The 23,535-nt window shown below is 59.4% G+C and carries 16 protein-coding genes and 1 pseudogene; 9 read left to right on the top strand and 8 right to left on the bottom strand.

The genetic code is table 11. The features are described from left to right. Positions 1–244 precede the first annotated feature (244 nt). Complete coding sequence (locus tag B3520_RS02715) at positions 245–1,366, top strand: efflux RND transporter periplasmic adaptor subunit (protein WP_286807191.1); 1,122 nt, start codon at positions 245–247, stop codon at positions 1,364–1,366. 27 nt (positions 1,367–1,393) lie between these two features. Continuing rightward, a complete protein-coding gene (locus B3520_RS02710) occupies positions 1,394–4,459 on the top strand; it encodes an efflux RND transporter permease subunit (RefSeq protein ID WP_286807190.1) in 3,066 nt (1,021 codons plus the stop codon). A gap of 62 nt (positions 4,460–4,521) precedes the next feature. Here the strand turns inward: B3520_RS02710 and B3520_RS02705 are convergent, their stop codons facing one another. Continuing rightward, complete coding sequence (locus B3520_RS02705) at positions 4,522–5,952, bottom strand: Y-family DNA polymerase (protein ID WP_286807189.1); 1,431 nt, start codon at positions 5,950–5,952, stop codon at positions 4,522–4,524. A gap of 1 nt (position 5,953) precedes the next feature. Further along, positions 5,954–6,640: a hypothetical protein gene (locus tag B3520_RS02700; protein ID WP_286807187.1), complete on the bottom strand. Its 687-nt coding sequence runs from the start codon at positions 6,638–6,640 to the stop codon at positions 5,954–5,956. Positions 6,641–6,796: 156 nt separating this feature from the next. On the opposite strand from B3520_RS02700, the gene B3520_RS02695 reads away from it, so the two are divergent. After that, entirely contained in the window at positions 6,797–7,411 is a 615-nt protein-coding gene (locus tag B3520_RS02695; protein ID WP_286807186.1) for a redoxin domain-containing protein, read from the top strand. 83 nt (positions 7,412–7,494) lie between these two features. Next, positions 7,495–7,890, top strand: coding sequence for an ectoine synthase (locus B3520_RS02690; protein ID WP_024460201.1), 396 nt, complete (start codon positions 7,495–7,497; stop codon positions 7,888–7,890). A gap of 66 nt (positions 7,891–7,956) precedes the next feature. Here the strand turns inward: B3520_RS02690 and B3520_RS02685 are convergent, their stop codons facing one another. From B3520_RS02685 to glgB, 3 genes are read right to left on the bottom strand one after another with little or no spacing between them, the layout of a single operon-like run. Then, a complete protein-coding gene (locus B3520_RS02685; RefSeq protein ID WP_286807185.1) occupies positions 7,957–9,540 on the bottom strand; it encodes a PQQ-dependent sugar dehydrogenase in 1,584 nt (527 codons plus the stop codon). Between the two features lie 36 nt (positions 9,541–9,576). Further along, positions 9,577–11,043 carry a glycogen synthase GlgA gene (gene glgA / locus B3520_RS02680; protein ID WP_286807183.1) on the bottom strand — a complete coding sequence of 489 codons (1,467 nt, stop codon included), beginning with the start codon at positions 11,041–11,043 and terminating at the stop codon, positions 9,577–9,579. Next, positions 11,040–13,232 (bottom strand): 1,4-alpha-glucan branching protein GlgB, encoded by a 2,193-nt coding sequence (gene glgB / locus B3520_RS02675; protein ID WP_024460198.1) that lies wholly within the window; start codon positions 13,230–13,232, stop codon positions 11,040–11,042. Before glgB ends, glgA begins: the two co-directional genes overlap by 4 nt. 316 nt (positions 13,233–13,548) lie before the next feature. Here glgB and glgC point away from each other — a divergent pair, with 316 nt between their 5' ends. From glgC to B3520_RS02655, 4 genes are read left to right on the top strand one after another with little or no spacing between them, the layout of a single operon-like run. Beyond that, positions 13,549–14,817, top strand: a complete 1,269-nt coding sequence (gene glgC, locus B3520_RS02670) for a glucose-1-phosphate adenylyltransferase (protein ID WP_286807182.1) — start codon at positions 13,549–13,551, stop codon at positions 14,815–14,817. Next, positions 14,807–16,528, top strand: a complete 1,722-nt coding sequence (locus tag B3520_RS02665; protein ID WP_286807181.1) for a glycoside hydrolase family 57 protein — start codon at positions 14,807–14,809, stop codon at positions 16,526–16,528. The genes glgC and B3520_RS02665 overlap by 11 nt, the downstream gene beginning before the upstream one ends. After that, positions 16,528–18,036, top strand: coding sequence for a 4-alpha-glucanotransferase (malQ, locus tag B3520_RS02660; protein ID WP_286807179.1), 1,509 nt, complete (start codon positions 16,528–16,530; stop codon positions 18,034–18,036). The genes B3520_RS02665 and malQ overlap by 1 nt, the downstream gene beginning before the upstream one ends. Before the next feature lie 8 nt (positions 18,037–18,044). Further along, positions 18,045–18,470, top strand: coding sequence for a hypothetical protein (locus tag B3520_RS02655; RefSeq protein WP_286807178.1), 426 nt, complete (start codon positions 18,045–18,047; stop codon positions 18,468–18,470). Between the two features lie 61 nt (positions 18,471–18,531). Here B3520_RS02655 and B3520_RS02650 read toward each other — a convergent pair whose 3' ends face one another. Continuing rightward, entirely contained in the window at positions 18,532–20,676 is a 2,145-nt protein-coding gene (locus B3520_RS02650; protein WP_286807177.1) for a 3-hydroxyacyl-CoA dehydrogenase NAD-binding domain-containing protein, read from the bottom strand. 10 nt (positions 20,677–20,686) lie between these two features. Continuing rightward, complete coding sequence (locus B3520_RS02645; protein ID WP_286807176.1) at positions 20,687–21,997, bottom strand: acetyl-CoA C-acetyltransferase; 1,311 nt, start codon at positions 21,995–21,997, stop codon at positions 20,687–20,689. A gap of 218 nt (positions 21,998–22,215) precedes the next feature. On the opposite strand from B3520_RS02645, the gene B3520_RS02640 reads away from it, so the two are divergent. Further along, complete coding sequence (locus B3520_RS02640; protein WP_286807175.1) at positions 22,216–23,235, top strand: diguanylate cyclase; 1,020 nt, start codon at positions 22,216–22,218, stop codon at positions 23,233–23,235. Here B3520_RS02640 and B3520_RS02635 read toward each other — a convergent pair. Continuing rightward, a pseudogene (locus tag B3520_RS02635) lies at positions 23,227–23,535 on the bottom strand (hypothetical protein); the annotation flags it as partial. The gene B3520_RS02640 and the pseudogene B3520_RS02635 sit on opposite strands and share 9 nt — an antisense overlap.

Genomic DNA, 23,535 nt, shown 5'->3' with positions numbered 1-23,535 from the left:
AGCCGCCGGCGTGGGAATGTAAGATTCTGTAACAACCGTGTACCTTTATGGCGCCCTGTTGTAAGCTTTGCCCCACATCTAAAGAGCCCACCCCCGCGTATCCGTTCGGCTACAGGGTTCAACAGATCTTTTCCAGGGTTTCACTGAATGCTCCGGTGCCGGCAAACCAGGTTCCGGGACAGACTACGTTTCAGAGTTCAGATACCTTCGCGACGCGCGATTCAGGAGTAGAGGGAGCACACGCATGACCAAGCGAATGACCATAATGCTGGTGGCCGTTGCCGTTGTTTTCGGCGGCATTTTCGGTTTCAAGGCGTTCATGAATACCATGATTGGTAACTTCATCGATAACATGCCGGAGCAGCCTGCCAGCATCACCGCAACGGAGGCAAGCCAGCAGCGCTGGGCTCAGGAGACCACCGCCGTGGGCAGTTTCCGCGCCGTCAATGGCGCCCAGTTGACCACCGAGGCGAGCGGCATTGTCACCGAAATTCATTTTGAAAACGGCGATCGTGTGACGGAAGGGCAGCGTCTGGTGTCCCTGGACATCGAGGCGGACGAAGCCGATCTGCGCAGCCTGAACGCCGCCGAAAAGCTCGCCTCCATGGAGCTGGAGCGCTACCAGCGGTTGTTCAATGAAGGCAACAGCTCCAAGTCCGAGCTGCAGCGTCGTGAAAGTGAAGCCGCGCAGGCCACCGCCGCTGTCAAGGCGCAAGAAGCCCGCATTCGTCAGAAAACCATTCGCGCGCCGTTCGATGGCGTCTCCGGTATCCGTCAGGTCAACATCGGTCAGTACGTGTCACCCGGAAGTCCGGTGGTGGCGGTACAGGCGCTGGATCCGATTTACCTGAACTTCGATCTGCCCGAGCGTCAGTTGGCGTCCGTGACCGAAGGGATGCCGGTCAGGGTTCGCGTGGATGCCTATGGAGAGGCAATGTTCGAGGGCGAAGTGACGGCCATTGAGCCGGGTGTGAATGAATCCACCCGCACCTTTACCGTGCAGGCCACTCTGGAGAACCCGGACCAACAGTTGCGCCCGGGCATGTTCGGGCGGGTAACCCTGACGCTGGGTGAACCGCAGGATCTGATTGTGGTGCCACAAACGGCCATCCAGTTTGATCCCTACGGCAATTCCGTTTTTGTACTGAATGAAAACGAAGAGGACGAGCTGCGCGTAACCCGTCGGTTTGTTCGTACCGGCAATCGGCGAGGGGACCTGATTGCGGTCCTGGATGGTCTGGAAGAGGGCGAGCGCATTGCCACTTCCGGCCTGCTCAAGCTGCGCAACAACGGACTGGTGGAAGTCAATGACGACCCCAGTGTTCAGCCGACCAGTGAGCTGGAACCGACGCCGGCGAACCAGTAGCGCCTGAGGCCTTAAGGAGAACAATTTATGCGGTTTACTGACGTCTTTATCCGTAAGCCAGTGTTGGCGACGGTGGTCAGCCTGTTTATTCTGCTGCTGGGCGCGCGCGCGGGCATGGACATGAACGTGCGCCAATTCCCCGAAATCCAGAATGCCGTGGTGACGGTGAGCACCGCCTATATTGGTGCCGATGCCGATCTGATTCAGGGGTTCATTACCAAACCCATGGAGCGGGAAGTGGCCGCCGCGGAAGGCATTGACTACGTGCAGTCCACCTCCAGTGCGGGCATGAGTACCGTGCAGGCTTACCTGCGACTGGACTATGACCCCAATGAGGCGCTGACCCAGATTGCCGCCCAGGTCAACGCTCTGCGTTCCGACCTGCCGGAAGAAGCGGAAGATCCCGTGGTCAACCTGGCGGTGGGGCAGAGCACGGCGGCCATGTATCTGTCGTTTTACAGTGAGCTGCTCAATAACAACCAGATCACCGACTATCTGGTCCGGGTCGTGGAGCCGCAACTGTCCACCATTCCCGGGGTCCAGCGGGCCCAGATTCTCGGGGCCAGGACCTTTGCCATGCGCATCTGGCTGGACCCGGAGCGGATGGCGTCTCTGGGCGTGACCGGTTCCGATGTCATGGGCGCTCTGCGGTCCAATAACGTCCTGGCGGCGCTGGGGCGCACGAAAGGCCAAATGGTGGCCATTGATCTGAACGCCGGTACAGACCTGCGCAATGCCGATGAGTTTGAGGACCTGGTGGTGCGCTCGGAAAACGGTGCTCTGGTGCGTTTACGGGATGTGGCCGAGGTTGAGCTTGGGGCGGAGAACTACGATACCTCCGTGACCTTCAACGGCCTGGCCGCGACCTTCATGGGGATTGAAATCTCCCCGGATGCCAACGCCCTGGATGTGATCGCCGAGGTGCGCGAGGTCTGGAACCGGGACATTATCCCGGAGCTGCCCGAGGGGCTGGAAGCGGATATCCCCTACGACTCCACCGAGTACATTGAAAGCGCCATTGACGAGGTGGTGCTGACCATCATCCTCGCCCTGATCATCGTGATTCTGGTGATTTATGCCTTCCTCGGGTCGGTGCGCAGCGTGATCGTACCCGCCGTGGCGGTTCCGCTGTCGCTGGTGGGTACCTTCTTTCTGATGTGGATCTTCGGTTTTTCCATCAACCTGCTGACCCTGTTGGCCATGGTCCTGGCCATCGGAATTGTGGTGGACGATGCCATCATCATGCTGGAAAACATTCAGCGGCATGTGGAAGAAGGCATGTCCCGCCTGGAGGCGTCACTGCTCGGGGCCCGACAGCTGGCCTGGCCGATTATTGCCATGTCCACCACACTGGTGGCGGTATTCATTCCGCTGGGCTTTATCGGCGGTCTGACCGGGGTACTGTTTGTCGAATTCGCCTTTACCCTGGCGGCCACGGTGGTGCTGTCCGGTGTGGTCGCACTGACGCTGTCGCCCATGATGTGTTCGCGCATTCTGCGCTCGCGCAGCCACGGTGGCCCCCGGCCCAAGTTTGAAGTCTGGCTGGACGATCATTTCGACCGGCTGCGTCAGGGCTACCAGCGCTGGTTGCACGGTACGCTCAATACCACGCCGGTAGTGCTGGTGTTTGCGCTGATTATTCTGGTGTCCTGTTACTTTCTGTTTGTCTCCAGTAATACCGAACTGGAGCCACCGGAGGACCAGGGTTTTGTGTTCACCATCGCTACGGGTGACGCCTATGGCACCCTGGATTACACCGAGCGCAATACCGAATACATGAACCAGCTGCGTGAGCAGATTCCGGAACTGGAGAAAATGTTCATCATTAACGGGATGAACGGCTCCAACACCGCCGGTGCCGGTATGGTGTTGGCACCCTGGGACCGACGCGAGCGCACCACCCAAGAAATTCTCGAGAATGAAATCCAGCCGTTCATGTCCAAGATCCCGGGGCTGGATGTGTTTGCCATTGTCCCGCCGTCGCTGCCGTCTCCGGGTGGCGGTGGTGCGCCGATCGAGTTTGTCATTGGCACCACTCAGCCCTATGCGGTGCTGGATGAAGTGGCGGATGAGGTGCTCTCTCAAGCCCGGGAGAGTGGACGCTTTATTTTCGTCGACAGCGATCTGCGCATCGATCGCCCCCGGCAAACCGTGCAGATCGATCGGGAAAAAGCCGCTCTGATGGGCGTCAGTATGCAACAGGCGGCGGCCGATCTGGGCAGCATGACCGGGGGTGGCTACGCCGGGCGCTTCTCGTTGGAAAACCGCTCTTACCGGGTGATTCCTCAGGTTGAGCGCACCGAGCGCTTGAATCCGGAGCAGTTGGAGGACTATTACACCCGTAACATGAGCGGTGAGCTGGTGCCCATGTCGTCACTGGTCACGCTGGAAGAGTCTGTTCAGCCCCGTTCGCTGACCGGCTTCCAGCAGTTGAACTCCGTCACCATCTCCGGCGTTCCGCGCCCCGGTGTGCCCCTCGGGCAGGCCCTTGCCACGCTGGATGAGATTGCCGCAGAGGTACTACCGGCGGGCTTCAGTGTCGATTACTCCGGCCAGTCCCGGCAGTTGAAGAACGAGGGGCAGCAGTTGGTGATGACGTTCTTCTTTGCCCTGCTGGTGATTTTCCTGGTGTTGGCGGCCCAGTTCGAGTCGTTCCGCAACAGTGTCATCATCATGGTGACGGTGCCGATGAGTATTTGTGGTGCGCTGATCTTCATCAGCCTGGGACTGACCAGCATCAACATCTACACCCAGGTGGGTTTGCTGGCGCTGATCGGGCTGATTGCCAAGCACGGTATTCTGATCGTGGAGTTCGCTAACAAGCTGCAGGAAGAAGGGCGCAGCAAACGCGAGGCCATTGAAGAGGCCACCGCCATTCGTCTTCGCCCGATTCTGATGACCACGGCCGCAACCGTGTTGGGCATGGTGCCGCTGTTGATCGCCACCGGTGCCGGCTCGGCCTCCCGCTACGCCATGGGGCTGGTGATTGCCAGCGGTATGACTATCGGTACGCTGTTCACCTTGTTTGTGGTGCCGGCGGTCTACCTGTGGCTGGCCCGGGATTATCACTCGAAGGACGCCAAATCCGCCTGATAGGGTGGTCGGCAACCGGTTCAGGGGGCGATGCCCCTAGAACCGGTGGCCGCCTCTCACGATTACGCAAAATACCCCTGTAAAAACCATCCCGGACGGTTCGGTTCCCGAAACGCCCAGCACCATTGCCCCTGGGCATTGCGCACAATGTAATAGTCCCGGACCTGGGGCTCACCGTCCCACCATCCGGTGGTAATCCGCTCGGGCCCCTCGATGATTTCAAGGGGCTGCGAGTACACCTTTGGATCCGCTAACAGAAAAGCCGGGCGCAAGGCCGGAGGCGCGGGTTGAGCTGCGTCGTCGGTGCGTCGGGCGGAGGGGGTCTTCGACGACCCAAGGGGACAGGACTCGATATTGGCGCGCAGCGGCCTGAAATCTTCCGCCACCGTCAGGCTCCGGACCCGGTCGGCTCCCAGCCTTGCCTGAAGCAGGGCCACCAGTTGAGGGGGCGTCATCGCCGCGCCGTGCCGCTCATCGAGCAGGTCTTCGGATTGGGCTGGGCGGGGCAGCAGCGTGCGAGCGGTCAGGGTCAAACCACAGACGGGAGCTTCCAGAGGGTGGCGCTCCAGGGTCAGTTGGACCAGGGGTTGCCAGCGCTCTGCCCGGGATTCGCCCCGGGCGGCACCGATGGTCAGCGACAGTGGATCCTGGTTGCGCAGCTGCAGCGCCAGTTCAATTCGCTCGACCACCCGGTCCCGGTGATGGAGGAAGGCTTCCAGCTCGTCGAGCAGCCGCTCAACCCAAGGAGCCAACTGGTCGCTGGATTCCAGTTCGCTGGGAAGCTCCCGGTGCTGACGGAAGTAGTCCGGCGGCTGATAAAAGGGCAGGGGGTGCGGCAAGTGGCCGACGAGTCGATTCACATACTCGGCCAGTGGTCGGTCAAAGCGACGGGACAGATCCTTGGGGGGAATGGCCAACAAGCCATCCAGGGTTTTGATACCGAGCCGTTGTAGATGGGTCTGAGTCTGTTCTGGCAGTCCGGTAGCGCTGAGCGGGCAGCGCCGGATGGCCTGCCGGAGCCTGTCCGGGCATGGGTCCAGCGGCACTTCCGGTGAATGAGCCAACAGCTTGGCGGCCAGCGGGGTAAAACCGGAAGCCACCTGCATCGACAGCTTTCGGCAGCTCAAAAAATGCTTTATTTTTTTGCAATAGTTGTCGAATCCATTATGGTATTTAACCATCCTTGAGGCCCCAAGCCAGATCCCACAGGGAGGGTCCAGCGATATGTCCCCCGAGATATCGTATAGCCCGTGAGCCAGCTCCTCCAGACGGCGGATTTCAAGGACGCTCTGGTACGGCAGTAATTGTACGTCCCGGCAGAGCGCTGCGGCGGTTGCCAGGCCCATTCCCAGGGTAATGCCTTCCCGGGAAGCCGGTTCATTCATCTGCACCACCCGAGTGTCCCGCTCATCCACAACCGCCACCGGGCCAGGATCGTCCGGCGCCTGGGTATCCAGTTGCAGTCGAGGCAGCCAGAGGTAGAGCCAGAGCATTTCAGATAGCCCCGGCACCGGGTTGGACTTGGGGGTTTGAGGGTGCCCGACCCGAATGAACCTGGGGGCGGGTCAGCTCTGGCCAGTGTTCTGTCATGATGACTGTGAAGGGAGCCAGTGGCCGCCCTTGCCGGCGGCGACGCACCTCGACCCGGACACCCTGCGCCGCCGGACTCAGCACCAAGTGCAAGTCGATGGGTAACTGGGGCAAGTCCAACGCCGGGGGCGCAAACAGAAACAGGGTCGACTGGCCAGCACGGGCGGCCAGTTGCAGCCGGCGGGCCTGGATGGTCTGCAATCGCTGCGTCAGCCACAGACAACTGCTGTCACAACTGCCACTTTTCAGGCTCTGCTCGGTTGCCCAGAGCGCAGCTTGTGTGCTGTCGGGGTGCAGAACCAGCAGCTTCTCCTGTGCCACACCACCACCGAGCCAGGCTTCCACCCCGATCCGGTAAGGCGGGGTAATCAGTACCGTCAGTCGGGATTGTTGCTCCATGGACGGCCACAGGAGTCGCAGTTCACCAATGCCTGGGGGCGTTTGAATCATGACTACCCCGGCACCGGGCAGCCCGCCCAGTCGGGCATCCAGCTCTGGCCAACCGCTGGCCCGCGCTTCCAGCGGGCGGGCGGCGTCGCGTCCGCGCCAGACCAGGCGTCGTTGCTTGAGTTGCTCCAGATCGGGATTCAAGGATACCTCACAGATAAAAATATACTGTATATAAAAACAGTATAGGCTCGGCAGGGCCGAACTGTAAACCATCGGGGCGGCTGAGAATCCACTATGAGTCTGTTAGGATGCGGCTTTCTGAACAGCACACCAAACCAATTACAGGAGCCTCGTTGAATGAAGCCGTTACTGGGTCACTTATTGTGGATCTCATCGCTACTGATGCCAGCCGCTGCATTGGCCGTCGCGACTCCCGGTGATCCAGCGCCGGCATTCCGTGCTAACGATGCCGCCGGCCAGTCCCATACGCTCACCGACTATATCGGCAATTGGATTGTGCTGGAGTGGTTTCATCCGGGGTGTGGAGCGGTTGAAAACCATTATGACAGTGGCAACTTGCCCCGTTTGCAGGAGCGCTACCGAGAGCAGGGGGTCAAATGGCTCACCATCATCTCCTCGGCGCCAGGGCCAGACAATGTGATTGAAGCCGAAGAAGCGTTGGCACTGGAGGATACCCACGACTTGCGATCCAGTGCGCCGGTGCTGTTGGATGACACCAGTGTGGTCGCGAGGGCCTATGGTGTGAGTAAAGCACCACAGATTTATATCATTGATCCACATGGCACCCTGGTATATAGCGGTGCTCCGGATGACAGCGATGGCGCAAGCCCGGAAGCCATTGAAGCCGCCACGAGTCATATTGAGGCCGCTCTGGAAGCCGGTCTGGCAGGGGAAGCGGTTGAAACGCCCCGTACAGAGGCCTATGGTTGCGAGCTGGATCTGGACATTTGATGCCAATAAAGCCCGCCCGTGGGGTCAGAGTGCCATTTCGGTTATAATGGTCGGCCGAACATTCAAGTCAACGAGGAGCTTCTATGAAAATTGTACGTGTGCAAGACATTATCGGTAGTGAACGCGAAGTCAGCGCACAGCAGTGGACCAGCCGTCGTCTGTTGTTGAAAAAGGACGGAATGGGTTTCTCCTTTCATGAAACCATCATCAAGGCAGGCTCCGAGCACACGTTCTGGTACAAGCACCATCTGGAAGCGGTTTACTGTGTGGCCGGCAATGGCTCCATTACTGATCTGGCCACGGGCGAAACCCATGAAATCACCGATGGCACCCTGTACGCGCTGGATAAGCACGACAAGCACATCCTGCGTGGTGGCACTGAAGATATGCGCCTGATCTGCACCTTCAACCCGCCGGTCACCGGTCGTGAAGTGCACGACGAAGACGGCGCCTACCTGCCCGATACCAGCGAAGACTGAAATATTGTCCGGGGTGGGCACGGCCCGCCCCGACTCCTCTCCGGCCGTTCCCGCGCCGGTACCCCGTCAATCCGGTGTTACTCTGAGTACTTTCCCCTCCGGACTGTCCGTCAAAAGATACACGGCCCCGTCCGGGCCGACCCGAACGTCCCGAATGCGTGCTTTCAGCTCGCCAAACAGCGGCGCCTGTTCCGTGATCACTCCATCGGTGAACGTCAGACGGTGCACTTGCCGTGACGCCAGGCCACCCACCAGTAAGCTGCCCTCCCACTCGGGAAATAAGGTGCCGGTATAACGCGTCAAGCCCGAAGGCGCGATGGATGGCGTCCAGTGCCAGAGCGGCGGGCGTATGCCGGGCCACTGTTTGTAGGGTGAGACCCGCGCTCCGGTGTAATCCAGCCCATGGGTCACCGCCGGCCAGCCGTAGTTTCCCCCGGGCGCCAATATATTGAGTTCATCGCCACCTTTGGGGCCGTGCTCATGGCTGAACAGCGTGCCGGAGGTGGCATCAAAGAACAGCCCCTGCACATTGCGGTGCCCCAGGGTGTAGAGCTCCGGGGCGGCCCCTGTCTGACTCCGAAACGGGTTGTCGGCCGGCACCGAACCGTCGGGGTTGAGCCGCACGGTACCGCCCAGGTGATTGCTCACATTTTGCGCCTGTTCGCGATAGTCAAAGCCGTCACCCAGGGTCATAACCAGGGTGCCATCGTCCAGCCAGGCCAGGCGGCCACCGAAGTGGGCGGATGCGGTTTTGGCGGGCCGGGTCCGGAAAATTTCCTCGACCTCGCGCAGAGCTGAATCCTGCCACCGGGCACGGGCCAGGCAGGTATGGTTGGCGCTGTGGCTGCCGCAGGCATAGCTCAGATACAGTCGGCGACTGCGCTCGAAGTCATTTGCCAGGAGCACGTCAAACAATCCGGATTGACCCTGGGCATAGACCTCGGGAACGCCCGAAATGGGGGCGTGCAAATGACCCTGAGCGTCGATATGGCGCAATCGCGCCGGGCGCTCAGTCACCAGCAGCCCACCTTCCGGGAGAAACGCCACGGACCAGGGATGTTCGAGGCCCTCGGCAACCGTTTCAATCCGGTAGTCTGCCGACTCACTGGATGAGGAGGGCTCGGAAAGAAACCCGAGCGCACCGACAAGCACAAGGACTGCGGATGTGGCCAGGGGCGATCGTACCGGTCGGGTCGAACGGTAGGGGCGCCAGCGGGCAAACAGCCAGCCGGCCAGTGCGGCGCAGGCCAGCAAAGCGAGAGTACCCGAAGCAGACCGGGTGGCCGCAATCAATGTCGGCATGGGCGCAAGGGCATCGACCAGTTTCAGGGTGACCGCCAGTCCCAGAGCCGCGCCCAGAGCACAAAGCAGGGGGTGCCAGAGGGGAGAAAGCCAGCGATTGATCAGTAGGGCGAGGGGTTGTGAGACCAGAAAACTGCCGCCAAACAGTGCGGCGAATACCGGACCAAAGAACAGCAGATCCTGTGCGCTGGTCACCAGGCGCACATCCAGCGGAACGGGAAAGCCCATGGATTGAATGGCCAGCAGATTGAATTGCGTTTGAACCAGACTGCCCAGCAGTGTGCCCACGAGCAGGGCCGCGATAAACGCGAGCAGCCATCTGGACCAGGAAGGGAGTGATGTTGGCATGGTCACCTCTGTGCAATGAAGCCGAGAGTGTACCATTCAGGCGTTCTGCTTTTTATCCTCCAGCGCCAGCTCATAAATCCGCTCGTACTCGGCGGCGCTTCTGTCCCAGGAGTAATCGCCACTCATGGCATTGCGCTGCCGTTGTTGCCAGGCCTCGGGGTCCTGATAGAGCGCGAGAGCACGCTTGAGCGCAACGCGCAAGGCGTCGACAGTCGCGGGCTCGAAACAGAAGCCATTGACCGTTAGCGGGTCGTCGCCATCAATCACGGTATCTTTCAGTCCACCCACGGCGTGCACCAGGGGCAGGGTGCCATACCGCAGGCTGTACATCTGGTTCAGCCCGCAGGGTTCAAACAGGGAGGGCATCAGAAACACATCGACACCGGCTTCAATACGGTGCGCCAGGGTTTCGTTGTAACCGAGGGTGACCGACAGCTGTTCGGGGTAATCTTTCGCTAACGCGGCAAAAGCCTGCTCATAGGCTTTGACGCCCGAGCCCAACAGGGCGATCTGCACATCGCCCCGGGCCAACAGCTCCGGCAGGGTTGCCAGCAGCAGGTCCAGTCCTTTCTGTTCCACCAGGCGTCCAATAAAGCCCAGCAGTAAAGTATCCGGCTTGTCAGCCAACCCCAACTCGGTGCACAAGGCCTTTTTATTATCGGCCTTTCGGGCCAGTCTCCGTCGGTCGTAAGGCGCGGCGAGACTGGCGTCCCGGGCGGGGTTCCACTCCTGGGTATCGATGCCATTGATAATGCCACTCAAAACTTCCTGCCGGGCTCGCAAGAGGCCGTCGAGGCCGCAGCCCAGCTCGGGCGTCTGGATCTCCTGAGCATAGCTGGGACTGACGGTGGTCAGCCGTTGGGCGAATACCAACCCGGCCTTGATAAACGACAGTTGTCCGTAAAATTCCAGAAAGTCCGGTTGCCACAACCAGGGTTCCAACCCAAGCCGGTGCATTGTCTGGTAATCAAACAACCCGTGATAGGCGAGGTTGTGAATGGTGAATACCGTGGCGGGCGCTGACGCCTCCCGCGCCAGCAGCTGGCAGACCATCCCGCCCTGCCAGTCATTGGCGTGCACCAGATCGGCCTTCCAGTTGATCCCGGCCCGGCCCATGGCCAGTTCGGTGGCAGCTCGGCAGAGGGTATAAAAGCGCTGGTCATTGTCCGGCCAATCGACGCCCTCCGGCGTCACATAGGGATTACCCTCGCGCTCGGAAAAGGCCGGAATATCCACCAGCCAGACCGTTACCCGGGTGCCCGGCAGACGCGTCTGCCAGAGTTTCACCGGGGTTCCGTCAAGCTCGATCTGTCCGCGCGAGCTGAGGGGTGGCGCCTTGTCGTCCGAGCGCAATCGGGCGAGTACAGATTGATACGCGGGTAGGACCAGGCGCAGCGAGTGCCCCCGTTTAATCAGCGCGCGGGGCAGGGCACCGGCAACGTCGGCAAGCCCGCCGGTTTTGATCAGGGGGAAGGCCTCGCTGGCCAGAAACAGAATATTCATGTCCGGTCGATATCGAGAATGATGGCGCCCAGCGGCGGCAGGGTCAGTTCAATGGAGTAGGGTCGATTCATCCACGGGCGATCTTCGGTTTCCAGCGGCAGAGGGTTACCGACATTGCTCCCGCCGTAGTAGGTGGAGTCCGAATTGAACACTTCCCGGTAACGTCCCGCGCTGGGTACGCCGAGGCGATAGCCTTCCCGGGGCGTCGGCGTGAAATTCAGGATGACCACGAGAAAGCCATCGTCGCTCGCCCGCAGGTAACTGATGACTGACTGGGGACTGTCGTGACAATCAATCCACTCGAAACCGTCGCTGCGGAAGCTGCGCTGGTGCAACTCGGTGCGGGTTTTATAAAGCTGGTTCAGATCGGACAGGGCCGTTTTTACGCCCTGATGGGGTTCAAGGTCCAGTAACAACCAGTCCAGCTCACCGTGATGGGCCCACTCTTTCCATTGGCCGAACTCGCAACCCATGAACAGCAGTTTGGTGCCCGGGTAGGTCCATTGATAGGCGTAGAGCAGACGCAGGTTGGCAAAGCGCTGCCAGTCATCGCCGGGCATTTTGGTGAGCATACTGCCTTTGCCATGGACCACTTCGTCATGGGAGAACGGCAGCATGAAATTTTCGGTAAACGCGTAAATCAGCCCGAAGGTCAATTGGTCGTGATGGTAGTGACGATAGATCGGATCACGGCTCATGTAGAGCAGGGTGTCGTGCATCCAGCCCATGTTCCACTTCATGGAAAAACCCAGTCCGCCCACCCAGGTTGGGCGTGTGACCTGAGGCCAGGCCGTGGACTCCTCCGCCAGAACCAAGGCGCCGGGGTGCTCACCATGACAGAGCTCATTGAGCTGGCGGAGAAAATCAATGGCTTCAAGATTCTCATTACCACCATAGCGGTTGGGCAGCCAGTCACCCTCTTCCCGGGAGTAGTCCAGATAGAGCATGGACGCCACCGCATCGACTCGCAGACCGTCGATATGAAATTCTTTCAGCCAGTAAAGCGCATTGGCCAGCAGAAAGTTGCGCACTTCGTTGCGGCCGTAGTTGTAAATCAGCGTGCCCCAGTCCCGGTGCTCGCCTTTACGGGGGTCTTCATGTTCATACAATGCGGTGCCATCGTAGCGGGCCAGGGCGTGCTCATCTTTCGGAAAATGGGCGGGCACCCAGTCCAACAGAACCCCGATGCCGGACTGGTGAAGGTGATCGACAAAGTACCGGAAATCATCCGGCGAACCAAACCGGCTGGTCGGGGCAAAGTAGCCGGTGGTCTGGTAGCCCCAGGAATCGTCCAGCGGGTGCTCGGTAATGGGCAAGAGCTCGACGTGAGTAAACCCTAAAGGCTTGACGTAATCCACCAACTGGTGCGCCAGAGTCCGGTAATTGATGAATCCACCGTTTTCCGTTCGGCGCCAGGAACTCAGATGCACTTCGTACACCGACAGTGGGGCGTTTTGCCAATCCCATTGGCGTCGCTGCGTCAGCCATTTCTGATCCTGCCACTGATACTCTGAGGGAGCGGTTACCAGAGCGGCGGTTTTGGGACGAACCTCAAACGCCTGACCGTAGGGATCCGTCTTCATCTGGATGTGACCGGAGTGCCGGTTGCGGATTGAATACTTGTAGAGGGTGCTGGGCTCCAGCCCGGGAATGAACAGCTCCCAAACACCGCTGCCTCCGCGCACCCGCATGGGATGAAGCCGGTCATCCCAATGGTTGAAATCACCCACAACGCTGACCCGCTCTGCCGCCGGCGCCCAGGTGGCGAATAACACGCCGGCCACGCCGTCGACGGTGCGCGGGTGTGCTCCCAGAACCTCGTACACCTGCCAGTGCCGTCCTTCGCCAAACAGGTGCAGATCCATATCGCCCACTTGTGGCGCGAAGGTGTAAGGGTAGTGCGCGGTATGGGTGCAGTTGTGGTGGTCCTGCCATTCGACTTCCGGGTGTTCGGGTAACTGTGTTGCCTTCCCTTGCCACGACCAGAAGTCTGACTCCGCTTCTTTGGTTAAAGTCAGCTTGCCTTTAACCCCGTTGAGAGAAGCCTGGCTTGCCTGGGGTAAAAACGCGCGAAACAGAAGGGTATCCGGCTTTCCCGGTACCGGGTGTCGACCCAGTACCTGAAAGGGATCGTGGTGTCGTGCCTGAGCCAGGCGTTGGCTGGCTTCCTTCAGAGCAGTCGCTGGCATGGGAGAGGACTCACAGCATGTATGTCGTTAAAGCGTAATAGGGATGGCGTTATATTACCAGTGGTTTGTGACCTTTCTGTTGGGTTGCTTTTGCCGCCACAATTCGCGGAACAAATTGATCTTGAACAAGCAGACCCGCTCGTTTTGAGACTACACTTAGTAAGCAACTTGAACGGTAACTTCGAGGGGCCAATGGATTGCCTGAACAGTTTGGTGGCGATGGGAATCCTTGGCACTGTTATTGCTGACTATGATAATGCGGGCACTTTATTCGTTGATCGAATAACAGGCGCTCCGCTCGCTTTGGGGATTCATTATGCTTACGTCGACATCGGGCCGTTTTGTCAGCCGTCTTACTCGGGAAACCCTGGCCATCGTTCTGGCCGGCGGGAGAGGCTCCCGACTTCATGAGTTGACCAACTGGCGCGCCAAGCCGGCGGTCCACTATGGCGGTAAGTTCCGCATCATTGATTTCCCCTTGTCGAACTGCGTGAATTCGGGCATCCGTCGAATCAGTGTGTTGACCCAATACAAATCCCACTCACTCGATCGGCACATACAACGTGGCTGGGGGTTCCTTGGTGGCGAACTCGGAGAGTTTGTTGAGCTGCTGCCCGCGCAGCAGCGCATGGGGGAAAGCTGGTATGCCGGCACGGCCGACGCCGTGTGGCAGAACCTGGATATTATCCGGCGTCATAACCCCGCCTATGTATTGATTCTGGCGGGGGACCACGTATACAAGATGGATTACGGCACTATGTTGGCAGCCCATGTGGAGCGCGAGGCGGACATTACGGTCGGCTGTATCGAAGTGCCGTTAGAGCAGGCCAGCGCATTTGGCGTGATGAACATCGACACCGACAACCGGATCACCAAATTTCAGGAAAAACCCCGGGACCCAGAGCCCATGCCCGGCTCTGAAGATCAGGCCCTGGCGTCCATGGGCATTTACGTTTTCAACACCGAGGTGTTGTTTCGGGAGCTTCTCAATGATCAGAACCTGCCCGGCTCCTCCCATGACTTCGGCAAAGACATTATCCCTTCATTAATGAAAAGCCACCGGGTCATGGCGTTTCCATTCCGCGACCCGATTACCGGCGGCAAGGCCTACTGGCGGGATGTGGGCACCATCGACTCACTCTGGGAAGCCAACCTGGAGCTGACCGGCATTACGCCGGAACTGGATCTCTACGACTCGGAATGGCCCATCTGGACCTATCAGGAGCAGGTGCCCCCGGCCAAGTTCGTCTTTGATGACGCAGAGCGCCGCGGCAACGCTGTAGACTCCATGATTGCCGGTGGCTGCATTGTGTCCGGCGCCCAGGTGCACCATTCACTGCTGTTTCCCCGGGTGCGGGTTCACTCCTACTCTGAGATTACTGACTCGGTGCTGTTCCCCCGGGTAGATGTCGGCCGGAACTGCCGAATCAGGCGAGCGCTGATTGACCGGGGCTGCCAGATTCCGCCGGGAACGGTGATCGGTTTCGACCCGGAAGAGGATAAAAAGCGCTTCCATGTGTCGAGCAAAGGCGTTGTGCTGGTCACTCCGGAAATGCTTGATGAGGCATACCCCCATGTGTTCTGACAGTGTCAAGCCCCGGGTGAAAGTGGTGTTCTGCTGGCATATGCACCAGCCGGATTACCGGGACCGGTTGACCGGGGAATACTATTTTCCCTGGACCTATCTGCATGCGCTGAAAGATTACACCGACATGCTCGTGCATCTGGAGGACAATCCCAAAGCGCGGGCCGTGGTGAATTTTGCGCCCATTCTCCTTGAGCAGCTTGACGATTATCAGGCTCAAGTGGACGACTATCTGGATAGCGGGGCCAGCATCCGTGACCCCATGCTCGCGGCACTGATTCAGAAGCAATTGCCGGAGCCGGGTAGTGAGGACTATGAGACGCTGGCACAGAACTGTTTGCGAGCACACCGGGACCGGATGATCGAGCGTTTTCCGGCCTATAAATTTCTGGTCCAGATTCTGGAGCAGACCACCGACAGTCCGCAGCGCCAGTGTTATCTCAATCCCCAGTTCCTGATTGACTTGGTGGTCTGGTACCACCTTGCCTGGTTGGGGGAAAATCACCGTCGGGATGACCCGCGGGTTCAGACTCTGCAGACCAAAGGCGGCGGTTTCAGCGATCAGGATCGTCGAACTCTGTTGTTGGTGATTGCCGAACAGTTACGGGCCATCAAACCCCGTTATCGGGCTCTGCGGGACGAAGGGCGCATTGAGTTGGCCATGAGCCCCTACGCTCACCCCATATTACCGCTGCTTCTGGATTTCAACAGCGCCCGGGAAGCCATGCCCGATGTGGTCCTGCCCGAGTCGGCCGGTTACCCCGGCGGAGAGGAGCGGGCTCACTGGCACCTCAAACAGGGGCTCGAGGTGTTCGAGGGTTACTTCGGATCACGCCCGAAGGGCTGTTGGGCATCGGAAGGGGCGCTCAGCGGGGAAACCCTCAAGCTGCTTACCGACGAAGGGTTTACCTGGACCGCCACGGGAGACTCCGTGTTGCACAACAGTCTGAAAAAAACCGCCAATGCCAAACAGGCTCCCAAGCACCTGCACCGCGCTTACACCTTCGACCAGCAACCGATCCGCTGTTTTTTCCGTGATGACGGCCTGTCCGATCTGATCGGCTTTCAATACTCCGACTGGCACGCCGAGGATGCCGTGGGCGATCTGATCAACCACCTGGTGCGCATCGCGGATGAAAGCGATAACCCGGATGCCTGTGTAATTTCCATCATCATGGATGGTGAAAACGCCTGGGAGTACTACCCGGAAAACGCCTGGTACTTTCTCGAAGCCCTCTACCGACGCATCAGCAGTCATCCACGGTTGGAGATGACGACTTACGAGTCGGCGCTGGAGGATACGAAACTGGACACGGTGGCGCTCGATCATCTGGTCGCGGGAAGCTGGGTCTATGGCACCTTTTCCACCTGGATTGGCGACCGGGACAAAAACCGCGCCTGGGATATGCTTTGTGAAGCCAAAGCCGTTTACGACACGCATTGCGAAGGGCTCCCCGAGCCTGAACAGAAAGCCGCGCAGTTACAATTGGCGCAATGCGAAGGGTCCGACTGGTTCTGGTGGTTTGGTGATTACAATCCGTCCGAGAGTGTGCAGGACTTTGACTACCTTTACCGGCGCCATTTGACCAATCTATACCGGTTGCTCAAACAGCCACCACCGGATTATTTACAAAGCGCCTTCAGTCACGGCGGTGGCGCACCGGCCGCCGGCGGCGTCATGCGGCGCGGCCATGCGGAGGGCAGTACCTGATGGCCCTGCGCGATCTGCCGCACCCGTTGTTACAGCACCGCAGGGCCGGGGTACTGCTGCACCCCACATCATTACCCGGCCCGGGAGAGCAGGGCACCTTGGGCGCCGACGCTTTCCGGTTTGTGGACTTTCTATCCGAGTGTGGGTTTACCGTCTGGCAGATGTTGCCGGTAGGCCCCACCCACGCCAATCGTTCTCCTTATCAGACCCTGTCGATTCACGCGGGCAATCCGGCCCTTATTGACCTGGATGATCTGGTCAGTAGCGGTTGGCTGACGTCGGAACAACGACAGGCGCTTACCGGAGAGCAGGCGCGACGACAGGCGGCCGATACGTTCTTTGCGCAGTATGATCAGCATCCGGAGCAGGCCGAAGCCTACGAGCGTTTCTGTCACGACCAGCGCCAATGGCTGGATGATTATGCGCTGTTCATGGCGTTGCGCGATTGCTACCCGGGCGATGACTGGACGAAGTGGCCGGATGATATTCGCCTGCGCCGGGCACAGGGCATGGCGCGCATGCGTCGGGAGCTCAGTCAGAGCATTGAAGCGCGTCGGTTTGAGCAGTTTGTTTTTGACTGGCAGTGGCAAGCGCTGCGTCAGTACGCACGGGAGCGAGAGGTTGCACTGTTCGGTGATATGCCGATTTTTGTGGCTCATGACAGCGCCGATGTCTGGGCCAACCAGGACCTGTTCAAGCTGGACGCAGACGGCCAGCCCCTGAGTGTCGCCGGGGTGCCGCCGGACTACTTTTCCGAAGACGGACAGCACTGGGGCAATCCACATTACAACTGGGATGAAATGCAGGCCAACGGCTTTCGCTGGTGGCGCGAGCGACTGAACACGCAACTGCGTTGGTTCGATCTGATTCGGCTGGATCACTTTCGGGGGCTGGAAGCCTTCTGGGAAATTCCGGCGGCAACTCCGCAGCCACGACTGGGACGATGGGTCGAGGCGCCGGGACGGGCTCTGCTCAACAGCCTGTTCCGGGAACACAAGAACCTGCCCCTGGTGGCCGAAAACCTCGGCTTTATAACCCGAGCGGTCGAGGCCTTGCGCGAAGAGTTTCGCCTTCCCGGCATGGTGGTATTGCAGTTTGCCTTCGATGGCAATGCCGACAACCCTCATCTGCCCCATGCTTACGACCCTCACTCGGTCGTGTACACCGGAACTCACGACAACGACACCAGCCTCGGCTGGTATCAGCAGCAGCCTGAATCGGTTCGCACGCGCCTGATCGAGTACTGCCATCAAAGTCAGGAGCCCATGCCCCAACTGTTGGTGCAACTGGCACTATCTTCGGTGGCACGACTGGCCATCATTCCCTTTCAGGATTTACTCGGCCTCGGCTCCGAGCAGCGGATGAACCGCCCGGGTACCGAGGACGGCAATTGGCGCTGGCGTTTTGTCTGGCCCCAGGTGCCGCCGAGCCTGAATGAGTCGATCCATCACTGGTTAACGCTTTACGGGCGGCAACCCAATTTACCCTTGCAACCATCAAGATCATGAGGTAACCCATGGAGCATCGATGCAGTCGACGAGTCTCACTCAATATCAACACACTGATCTACAAGCACGGTGTACCGGTGGCGATGGGGCGAATCAAAAACGGTAGTAGTCACGGTCTCTATCTGGAAACCGACTACCAGGACGTGCGTGAGCTGCAGAAACTGGAGCTGGAAGTACTGCTGGGGGATCGCGTCAAGGGCAATCGGCGCTGTTGCGTAGCCGCTCTGGTGGTGCGTAAATCCATGACGGGCGTGGGCCTGGAAATGGAGATGCTTGAAGAGCATGGTGCCAAACCCCTGCGAGAGTTTATCGAGCAACGTCAGCGAGACCCTCACCGCATGAATCGGGACCTTTTGGCCAATACGGCCGCGCGCGCCGCGCAACTGGCCCCCGATGAATCATCCCTGGTACGTCGTCCAGTTCGCCACTCCTGATAGCGAGCCATTGACCGGCTGCGGATAGATAAGTTGGGGGCCTGAAAGGCCCCTGCGTGATCTAGTCCTCTGTCTCGGAGTTCTCTGTCTCGGCAGCCTCGGAGGAGGCCCACCCCGCATCCGGCGCGAAACGCTGGCCATGCAACTGCGCGAGCTGTTGCAACCGCTGCTGAATGTCGGCAAAGCCGCGTTCATGGGCGTACTTCATGGGGCCGCCGCGGAAGGGAGCAAAACCGGTACCAAAAATCATCGCACCGTCGAGCAGCTCCTCATTGTCGATGACGCCTTCGCGCAAGCAGGCCATGCAGGCATTGAGCATCGGCAGAATCAATCGGTCCAGAGTCTCTTCCGGTGCCCGGGGTGGGCTGTTGCGTTTTTTGGGCTTGCCTTTGTCCCAGACGTAGAGACCCTCACCGGTTTTTTTGCCGAGTTTTCCCTGATCCACTTTATCCTTGAACCACTGGGGCGTTTCCGGCAGCTCGTTATCCAGCCGTTCACGTAACATCTCCGCCACACCGAGGCAGATATCCAACCCCACCTGATCGGCCAACTCAATGGGCCCCATGGGCATACCGAAATCCAGCGCTACCTGATCGATACTTTCCGGGCTGTGGCCTTCATCCAGCATGACGATGGCTTCGATCAGGTAAGGGGTCAGCGCCCGATTGACCAGAAACCCGGGGGCACTGGATACGGGGGTGGGTAGCCGACTGATCTGACCGACAAACTTTTTCGCGCGCTCGAAGGTTTCGTTGTTCATCTTCGAGTGCTGTACCACTTCGACCAGCAGCATTTGCGCGACCGGATTAAAGAAGTGTACGCCCACCATCCGCTCCGGATGTTTCAATCCGTCCTGGAGTTGTTCCAGCGGAATACTGGACGTGTTGGTGGCCAAAATGGCACCGTCTTTCAGTTTCGGCTCCACCTCGGCGAACACCTTGTGCTTTATTTCCAGCTTTTCCGGAACGGCCTCCAGTACAAGATCGGCCTGGGCAATACCGTCGTGATGAAAATCGGGAATCAGCCGGTCCAGAACGGCCCGAGTGTCCGCACTGGAGAAGCGCTTCTTGCGGCACAGGGCTGCTGTTTTGCCAATCGCTTTGGCAATCATTTCCGGTTGGGTATCAAACAGCGTGACCCTAAGCCCCTGAATGGCACACCAGCCGGCGATGTCGGCGCCCATGGCACCGGCGCCAATAACGTGCACTTGTCGAATGGGTGCCACCTGCGGATCAACGGATGTAAGTGCCTTCATCTGTTCGCGCAGGAAAAAGACCCGCACCAGATTGCGCGAGGTGTCGCTGGTCAGCAGTTTGGCAAAGGAGTCCACTTCGTGGCGTAAAAGGTCGGTTCCGTTGCGGCCGTATTTTTCCCACAGGTCCACCAGGGCGTAGGGGGCGGGGTAATGTTCCGGCGGCGCTTTTTTCGCAGCCTGGGCACGCATTTTTTTGCCGACAAACCGACGCAGGGGATCAATCCGGAACAGCCTGGCCTGCCAGGTGTTTTTGCGTTTTTTAACCTTCCCGGACATGACGGCGCTGATTGCATTGGCCACGTGCCGTTCCTGTACCACCAGATCGACCAGGCCCTGCGCTTTGGCTTTGCGGTCACGGGTATTCTTCCCGGTCAGCATCATGGTCATGGCGGCCACCGGGTGAATCAGATCCACCAGCCGGCCGGTTCCGCCCAAGCCCGGATGCAGGCCCAGCAGCACTTCAGGTGTGCCCATGGATGCGCCGGCCACCGCTATGCGGTAGTCGCAACACAGAGCCAGCTCAAGACCACCGCCAAGCGCTGCGCCGTGAATCACCGCCACCGTCGGGTAGGGCAGGTCGACCAGTCGCTTGACCAGCCCGTGAGCGCGGGTCAGCTTTTCGCTCACTTCCTGCTCGCTGTGCAGATGCCGAAACTCCTTGATATCAGCTCCCACGCAGAAGCTTCCCGGCTTGCCCGAGCGCAGCACCAGGCCCGTGGGCGGATTGTCCTGCAGGGCATCCAGCACCTGACCCAGCTCCTCCAGTACATCGGCTGAAAGAACGTTGACGCTGGAGTCGGCTTTGTTCAGCAACAGCCAGGCAACATCCTGTTCATCCCGGCCGAGTTGCCAGTGCTGCCAGGGACCGGGGTTATCCCTGGACGGTTCGTGGCCAAAGGGCCCCAGCTCCAGGGCGCGCGCTTGCAGGGCAGAATAGACGGGACCAGTCATAGCGCTCTCCTTAAACTCGTTCGATCATCATGGCGCCGGCCTGGCCGCCACCGATGCATTGGGTGGCGATGCCACGTTTGAGACCTTTGCGCTCAAGGGCGTTGAGCAGGTGCAACACGATGCGGTTACCGCTGGTGCCCACCGGATGCCCGAGGGCCACCGCGCCGCCATCAATGTTGAGCTTGTCCCGGTCAATGCGACCGAAACAGTGCTCCAGCTTGAGCGCTTCGCGGCAGAAAGTTTCATCTTCCAGCGCCGCAAGGCAGGCGAGCACTTGCGCGGCAAAGGCTTCGTTGAGCTCCCACAGGTCGATGTCGTCGAGCCGGTACTGGTGACGTGACAACAACTGCGCAATACTCATCGCCGGGCCCAGACCCATGATTTCGGGGTCTAGGGCAGACCAGCAGCTATCGGTAATCACCGCTCGCGGCGTCAGGTTGTGTTTTTTTACCGCTTCTTCCGAAGCCAGAATCATCCAGGACGCACCGTCAGTGATCTGGGAGCTATTGCCCGCGGTCACGATGCCGTAGGGGCGTTCGAACACCGGTCGAAGTTTGGCCAGATGCTCGACCGAACTATCCGGCCTAACACCGTCGTCTTCTTTGTAAATACGCCCGTCGGCGGAAATCGCCGGGACCACTTCGTTGTCCAGCCAGCCTTCCCGTTGGGCCCGGGCCAGACGCAGGTGACTGCTTACCGCGTATTCATCGGCCTGGGCTCGGGTAATGCCGAACAGTTGGGCAATGACTTCCGCCGTCTGCCCCATATTGAGCTCGACAATGGGATCGGTGAGACCACGCTCTAGCCCGATCACGGGTTTGAACAGGGAAGGGCGGAACCGTCCCAGCGCTTTCAGTTTGGCCATGGGGCTTTTGGCGAGCTGAAGGTCCGCCAGCCAGTTCACCGCTTTCTGTTGCAACAGCAGCGGGGAGTGGCTCAGTGCTTCAGCACCACCCGCCAATATAAGGTCCGCACTACCACCCTGGATGGTGCGGTATGCGGTATCGATGGACTGCATGCCCGACCCGCAATTGATCTGTACCGTAAAGGCCGGCATGGCCTCGCCCATGCCCAGGCGCAGCGCCGCCACGCGCGCCGGATTCATCTCCTCGGAAATCACATTCACGCAACCGAGAATCACCTGGTCAAACTCGGTGGGGGCCATCGGTTGGCGCAACAGCAGCGGTCGTCCGGCCTGAACGGCCAAATCGACCGGCGTGAAGGGACCCGGCCGGCCTCGCGCTTTCAGAAAGGGCGTTCGGGCGCCATCAACCAGGTAGACCGGGCGCCTCACAGACGGTGAGTTCGAATCATTCGCCATGGTGGCTCCTTTTAAAGTCACGGCATTCGATAAGTTCAGCCTCAAGCATAAGGCTTTAGGGCACCGAGCGCCAACTTTGGCGAGCCCGCCTGATTTCGGTTCTGCCACGAGCGGTTTACTCTTGCGACAAACCGAAAATCAAACTAATCTAGGCGATCAAGCTCGCTGTGTCTGACGGAGTAGCGGGTGTTGTGAAAACAACAGAGTGAACCGGGACGATGGGGCATATAACCAGCAGCGAAGCATCGCTCATAGAGGCCTTTGATCATTATTTTCGGGTGTTCCTGACCGGTCGTGACCCAGAAGCATCCGCAGCGCTGGCAACGGATGGGATTACCGGTTTCGGCACAGGTCGAGATGAACGGGTTTATGGGTTGGATTCGGCGCTGCACCTGTACCAACGGGAAGTGGAATCGGTCCCCGATCCCATTCACTTTACCGTGCACCGACGCAAGGCCATCCTGCTGGATGATCAATACGGGCTGGTCATGGGCGAGATGGACTGGCACACCGAAATACGGCAACGCAAAGTCACCTTCTTCGGGGTTCGGGTATCGCTGATCATGGCTCGCGATGGCGGCCACTGGAAGGTGGTTCATAAACACTTGTCCCAACCGTCCACCGCCCATGGGCCCGATGAAGGCTATCCGCTGAGAGAAATTGAAGCCGAGTCCATCGTCCTGGAGCGCATGGTTGAGCAGCGTACCCTGGAGCTTGAGCAGGCGCACCAGGAAATGCAGCGTCTGGCCGTTACCGACCCGCTGACGGGCCTGTTTAACCGGGTCAAGATTGACGATGTCCTCAATTTGGAGCTCAGCCGTCAGACTCGCCAACCGGATCCACTGTCGGTGATCATGTTGGATATTGATGATTTTAAGCCGATCAACGACCGGTACGGCCATCGCAAAGGCGATGAGGTTCTGGCTCAGTTCGCCACGATACTGACCTCCCGCAGCCGCAAAACCGACTGCCTCGGCCGCTGGGGTGGAGAAGAGTTTTTGATTGTCTGTCCCAACACTGAGTTGGCAGCCGCCGAGCGACTGGCCGAAGATCTCCGCCGAGTAATTGCCTCCCACCCGTTTGATCTCGGCCAGCCATTGACGGCCAGCTTGGGCGTGGCCGAAAGCTGTTTTGGCGACACGCCCGAAACGCTGGTGGAGCGTGCCGATGTCGCGCTCTATTCGGCCAAACACCAGGGGCGCAACCGAGTGACCGGCGCGCCCCTTGCCTCAGGGTAGGGCATCCAGCTCGGCCCGAAGCGCCTCTCCTGTGGGCTTGAGTTGAGCCAGCCCTTTTGCCGTGCGACGTTCGCTGAGCCAATAGAGGATCGGAGCGGCAATAAAGATAGACGAGCCGGTTCCCACAACAATGCCAAACAGCATCGGCCAGGCGAAGCTCTGTACTGCGGCGCCACCCGCAATCGCCATTGGAACAATAGCCAACACGGTGGTGATTGAGGTCAATAAGGTGCGGCTCAGAGTCGCGGAAATACTGTCGTTAAACAGCGTCCACAACGAGGGTCCGACGGTATCCTGGAA

This window comes from Marinimicrobium sp. UBA4509 (assembly GCF_002388575.1).
Taxonomy (GTDB): Bacteria; Pseudomonadota; Gammaproteobacteria; order Pseudomonadales; family Cellvibrionaceae; genus Marinimicrobium; species Marinimicrobium koreense.
The sequence above is the reverse complement of the archived record's forward strand: the minus strand, read 5'-3'. Positions and strand labels throughout refer to the sequence as shown.

Bases quoted from the DNA above. Each gene is read 5' to 3' on its own strand.
- B3520_RS02715 (WP_286807191.1), top strand. From the start codon at position 245: ATGACCAAGCGAATGACCATAATGCTGGTGGCCGTTGCCGTTGTTTTC.
- B3520_RS02710 (WP_286807190.1), top strand. From the start codon at position 1,394: ATGCGGTTTACTGACGTCTTTATCCGTAAGCCAGTGTTGGCGACGGTG.
- B3520_RS02705 (WP_286807189.1), bottom strand. From the start codon at position 5,952: ATGCTCTGGCTCTACCTCTGGCTGCCTCGACTGCAACTGGATACCCAG.
- B3520_RS02695 (WP_286807186.1), top strand. From the start codon at position 6,797: ATGAAGCCGTTACTGGGTCACTTATTGTGGATCTCATCGCTACTGATG.
- B3520_RS02690 (WP_024460201.1), top strand. From the start codon at position 7,495: ATGAAAATTGTACGTGTGCAAGACATTATCGGTAGTGAACGCGAAGTC.
- B3520_RS02685 (WP_286807185.1), bottom strand. From the start codon at position 9,540: ATGCCAACATCACTCCCTTCCTGGTCCAGATGGCTGCTCGCGTTTATC.
- glgA (WP_286807183.1), bottom strand. From the start codon at position 11,043: ATGAATATTCTGTTTCTGGCCAGCGAGGCCTTCCCCCTGATCAAAACC.
- glgB (WP_024460198.1), bottom strand. From the start codon at position 13,232: ATGCCAGCGACTGCTCTGAAGGAAGCCAGCCAACGCCTGGCTCAGGCA.
- glgC (WP_286807182.1), top strand. From the start codon at position 13,549: ATGCTTACGTCGACATCGGGCCGTTTTGTCAGCCGTCTTACTCGGGAA.
- B3520_RS02665 (WP_286807181.1), top strand. From the start codon at position 14,807: ATGTGTTCTGACAGTGTCAAGCCCCGGGTGAAAGTGGTGTTCTGCTGG.
- malQ (WP_286807179.1), top strand. From the start codon at position 16,528: ATGGCCCTGCGCGATCTGCCGCACCCGTTGTTACAGCACCGCAGGGCC.
- B3520_RS02655 (WP_286807178.1), top strand. From the start codon at position 18,045: ATGGAGCATCGATGCAGTCGACGAGTCTCACTCAATATCAACACACTG.
- B3520_RS02650 (WP_286807177.1), bottom strand. From the start codon at position 20,676: ATGACTGGTCCCGTCTATTCTGCCCTGCAAGCGCGCGCCCTGGAGCTG.
- B3520_RS02645 (WP_286807176.1), bottom strand. From the start codon at position 21,997: ATGGCGAATGATTCGAACTCACCGTCTGTGAGGCGCCCGGTCTACCTG.
- B3520_RS02640 (WP_286807175.1), top strand. From the start codon at position 22,216: ATGGGGCATATAACCAGCAGCGAAGCATCGCTCATAGAGGCCTTTGAT.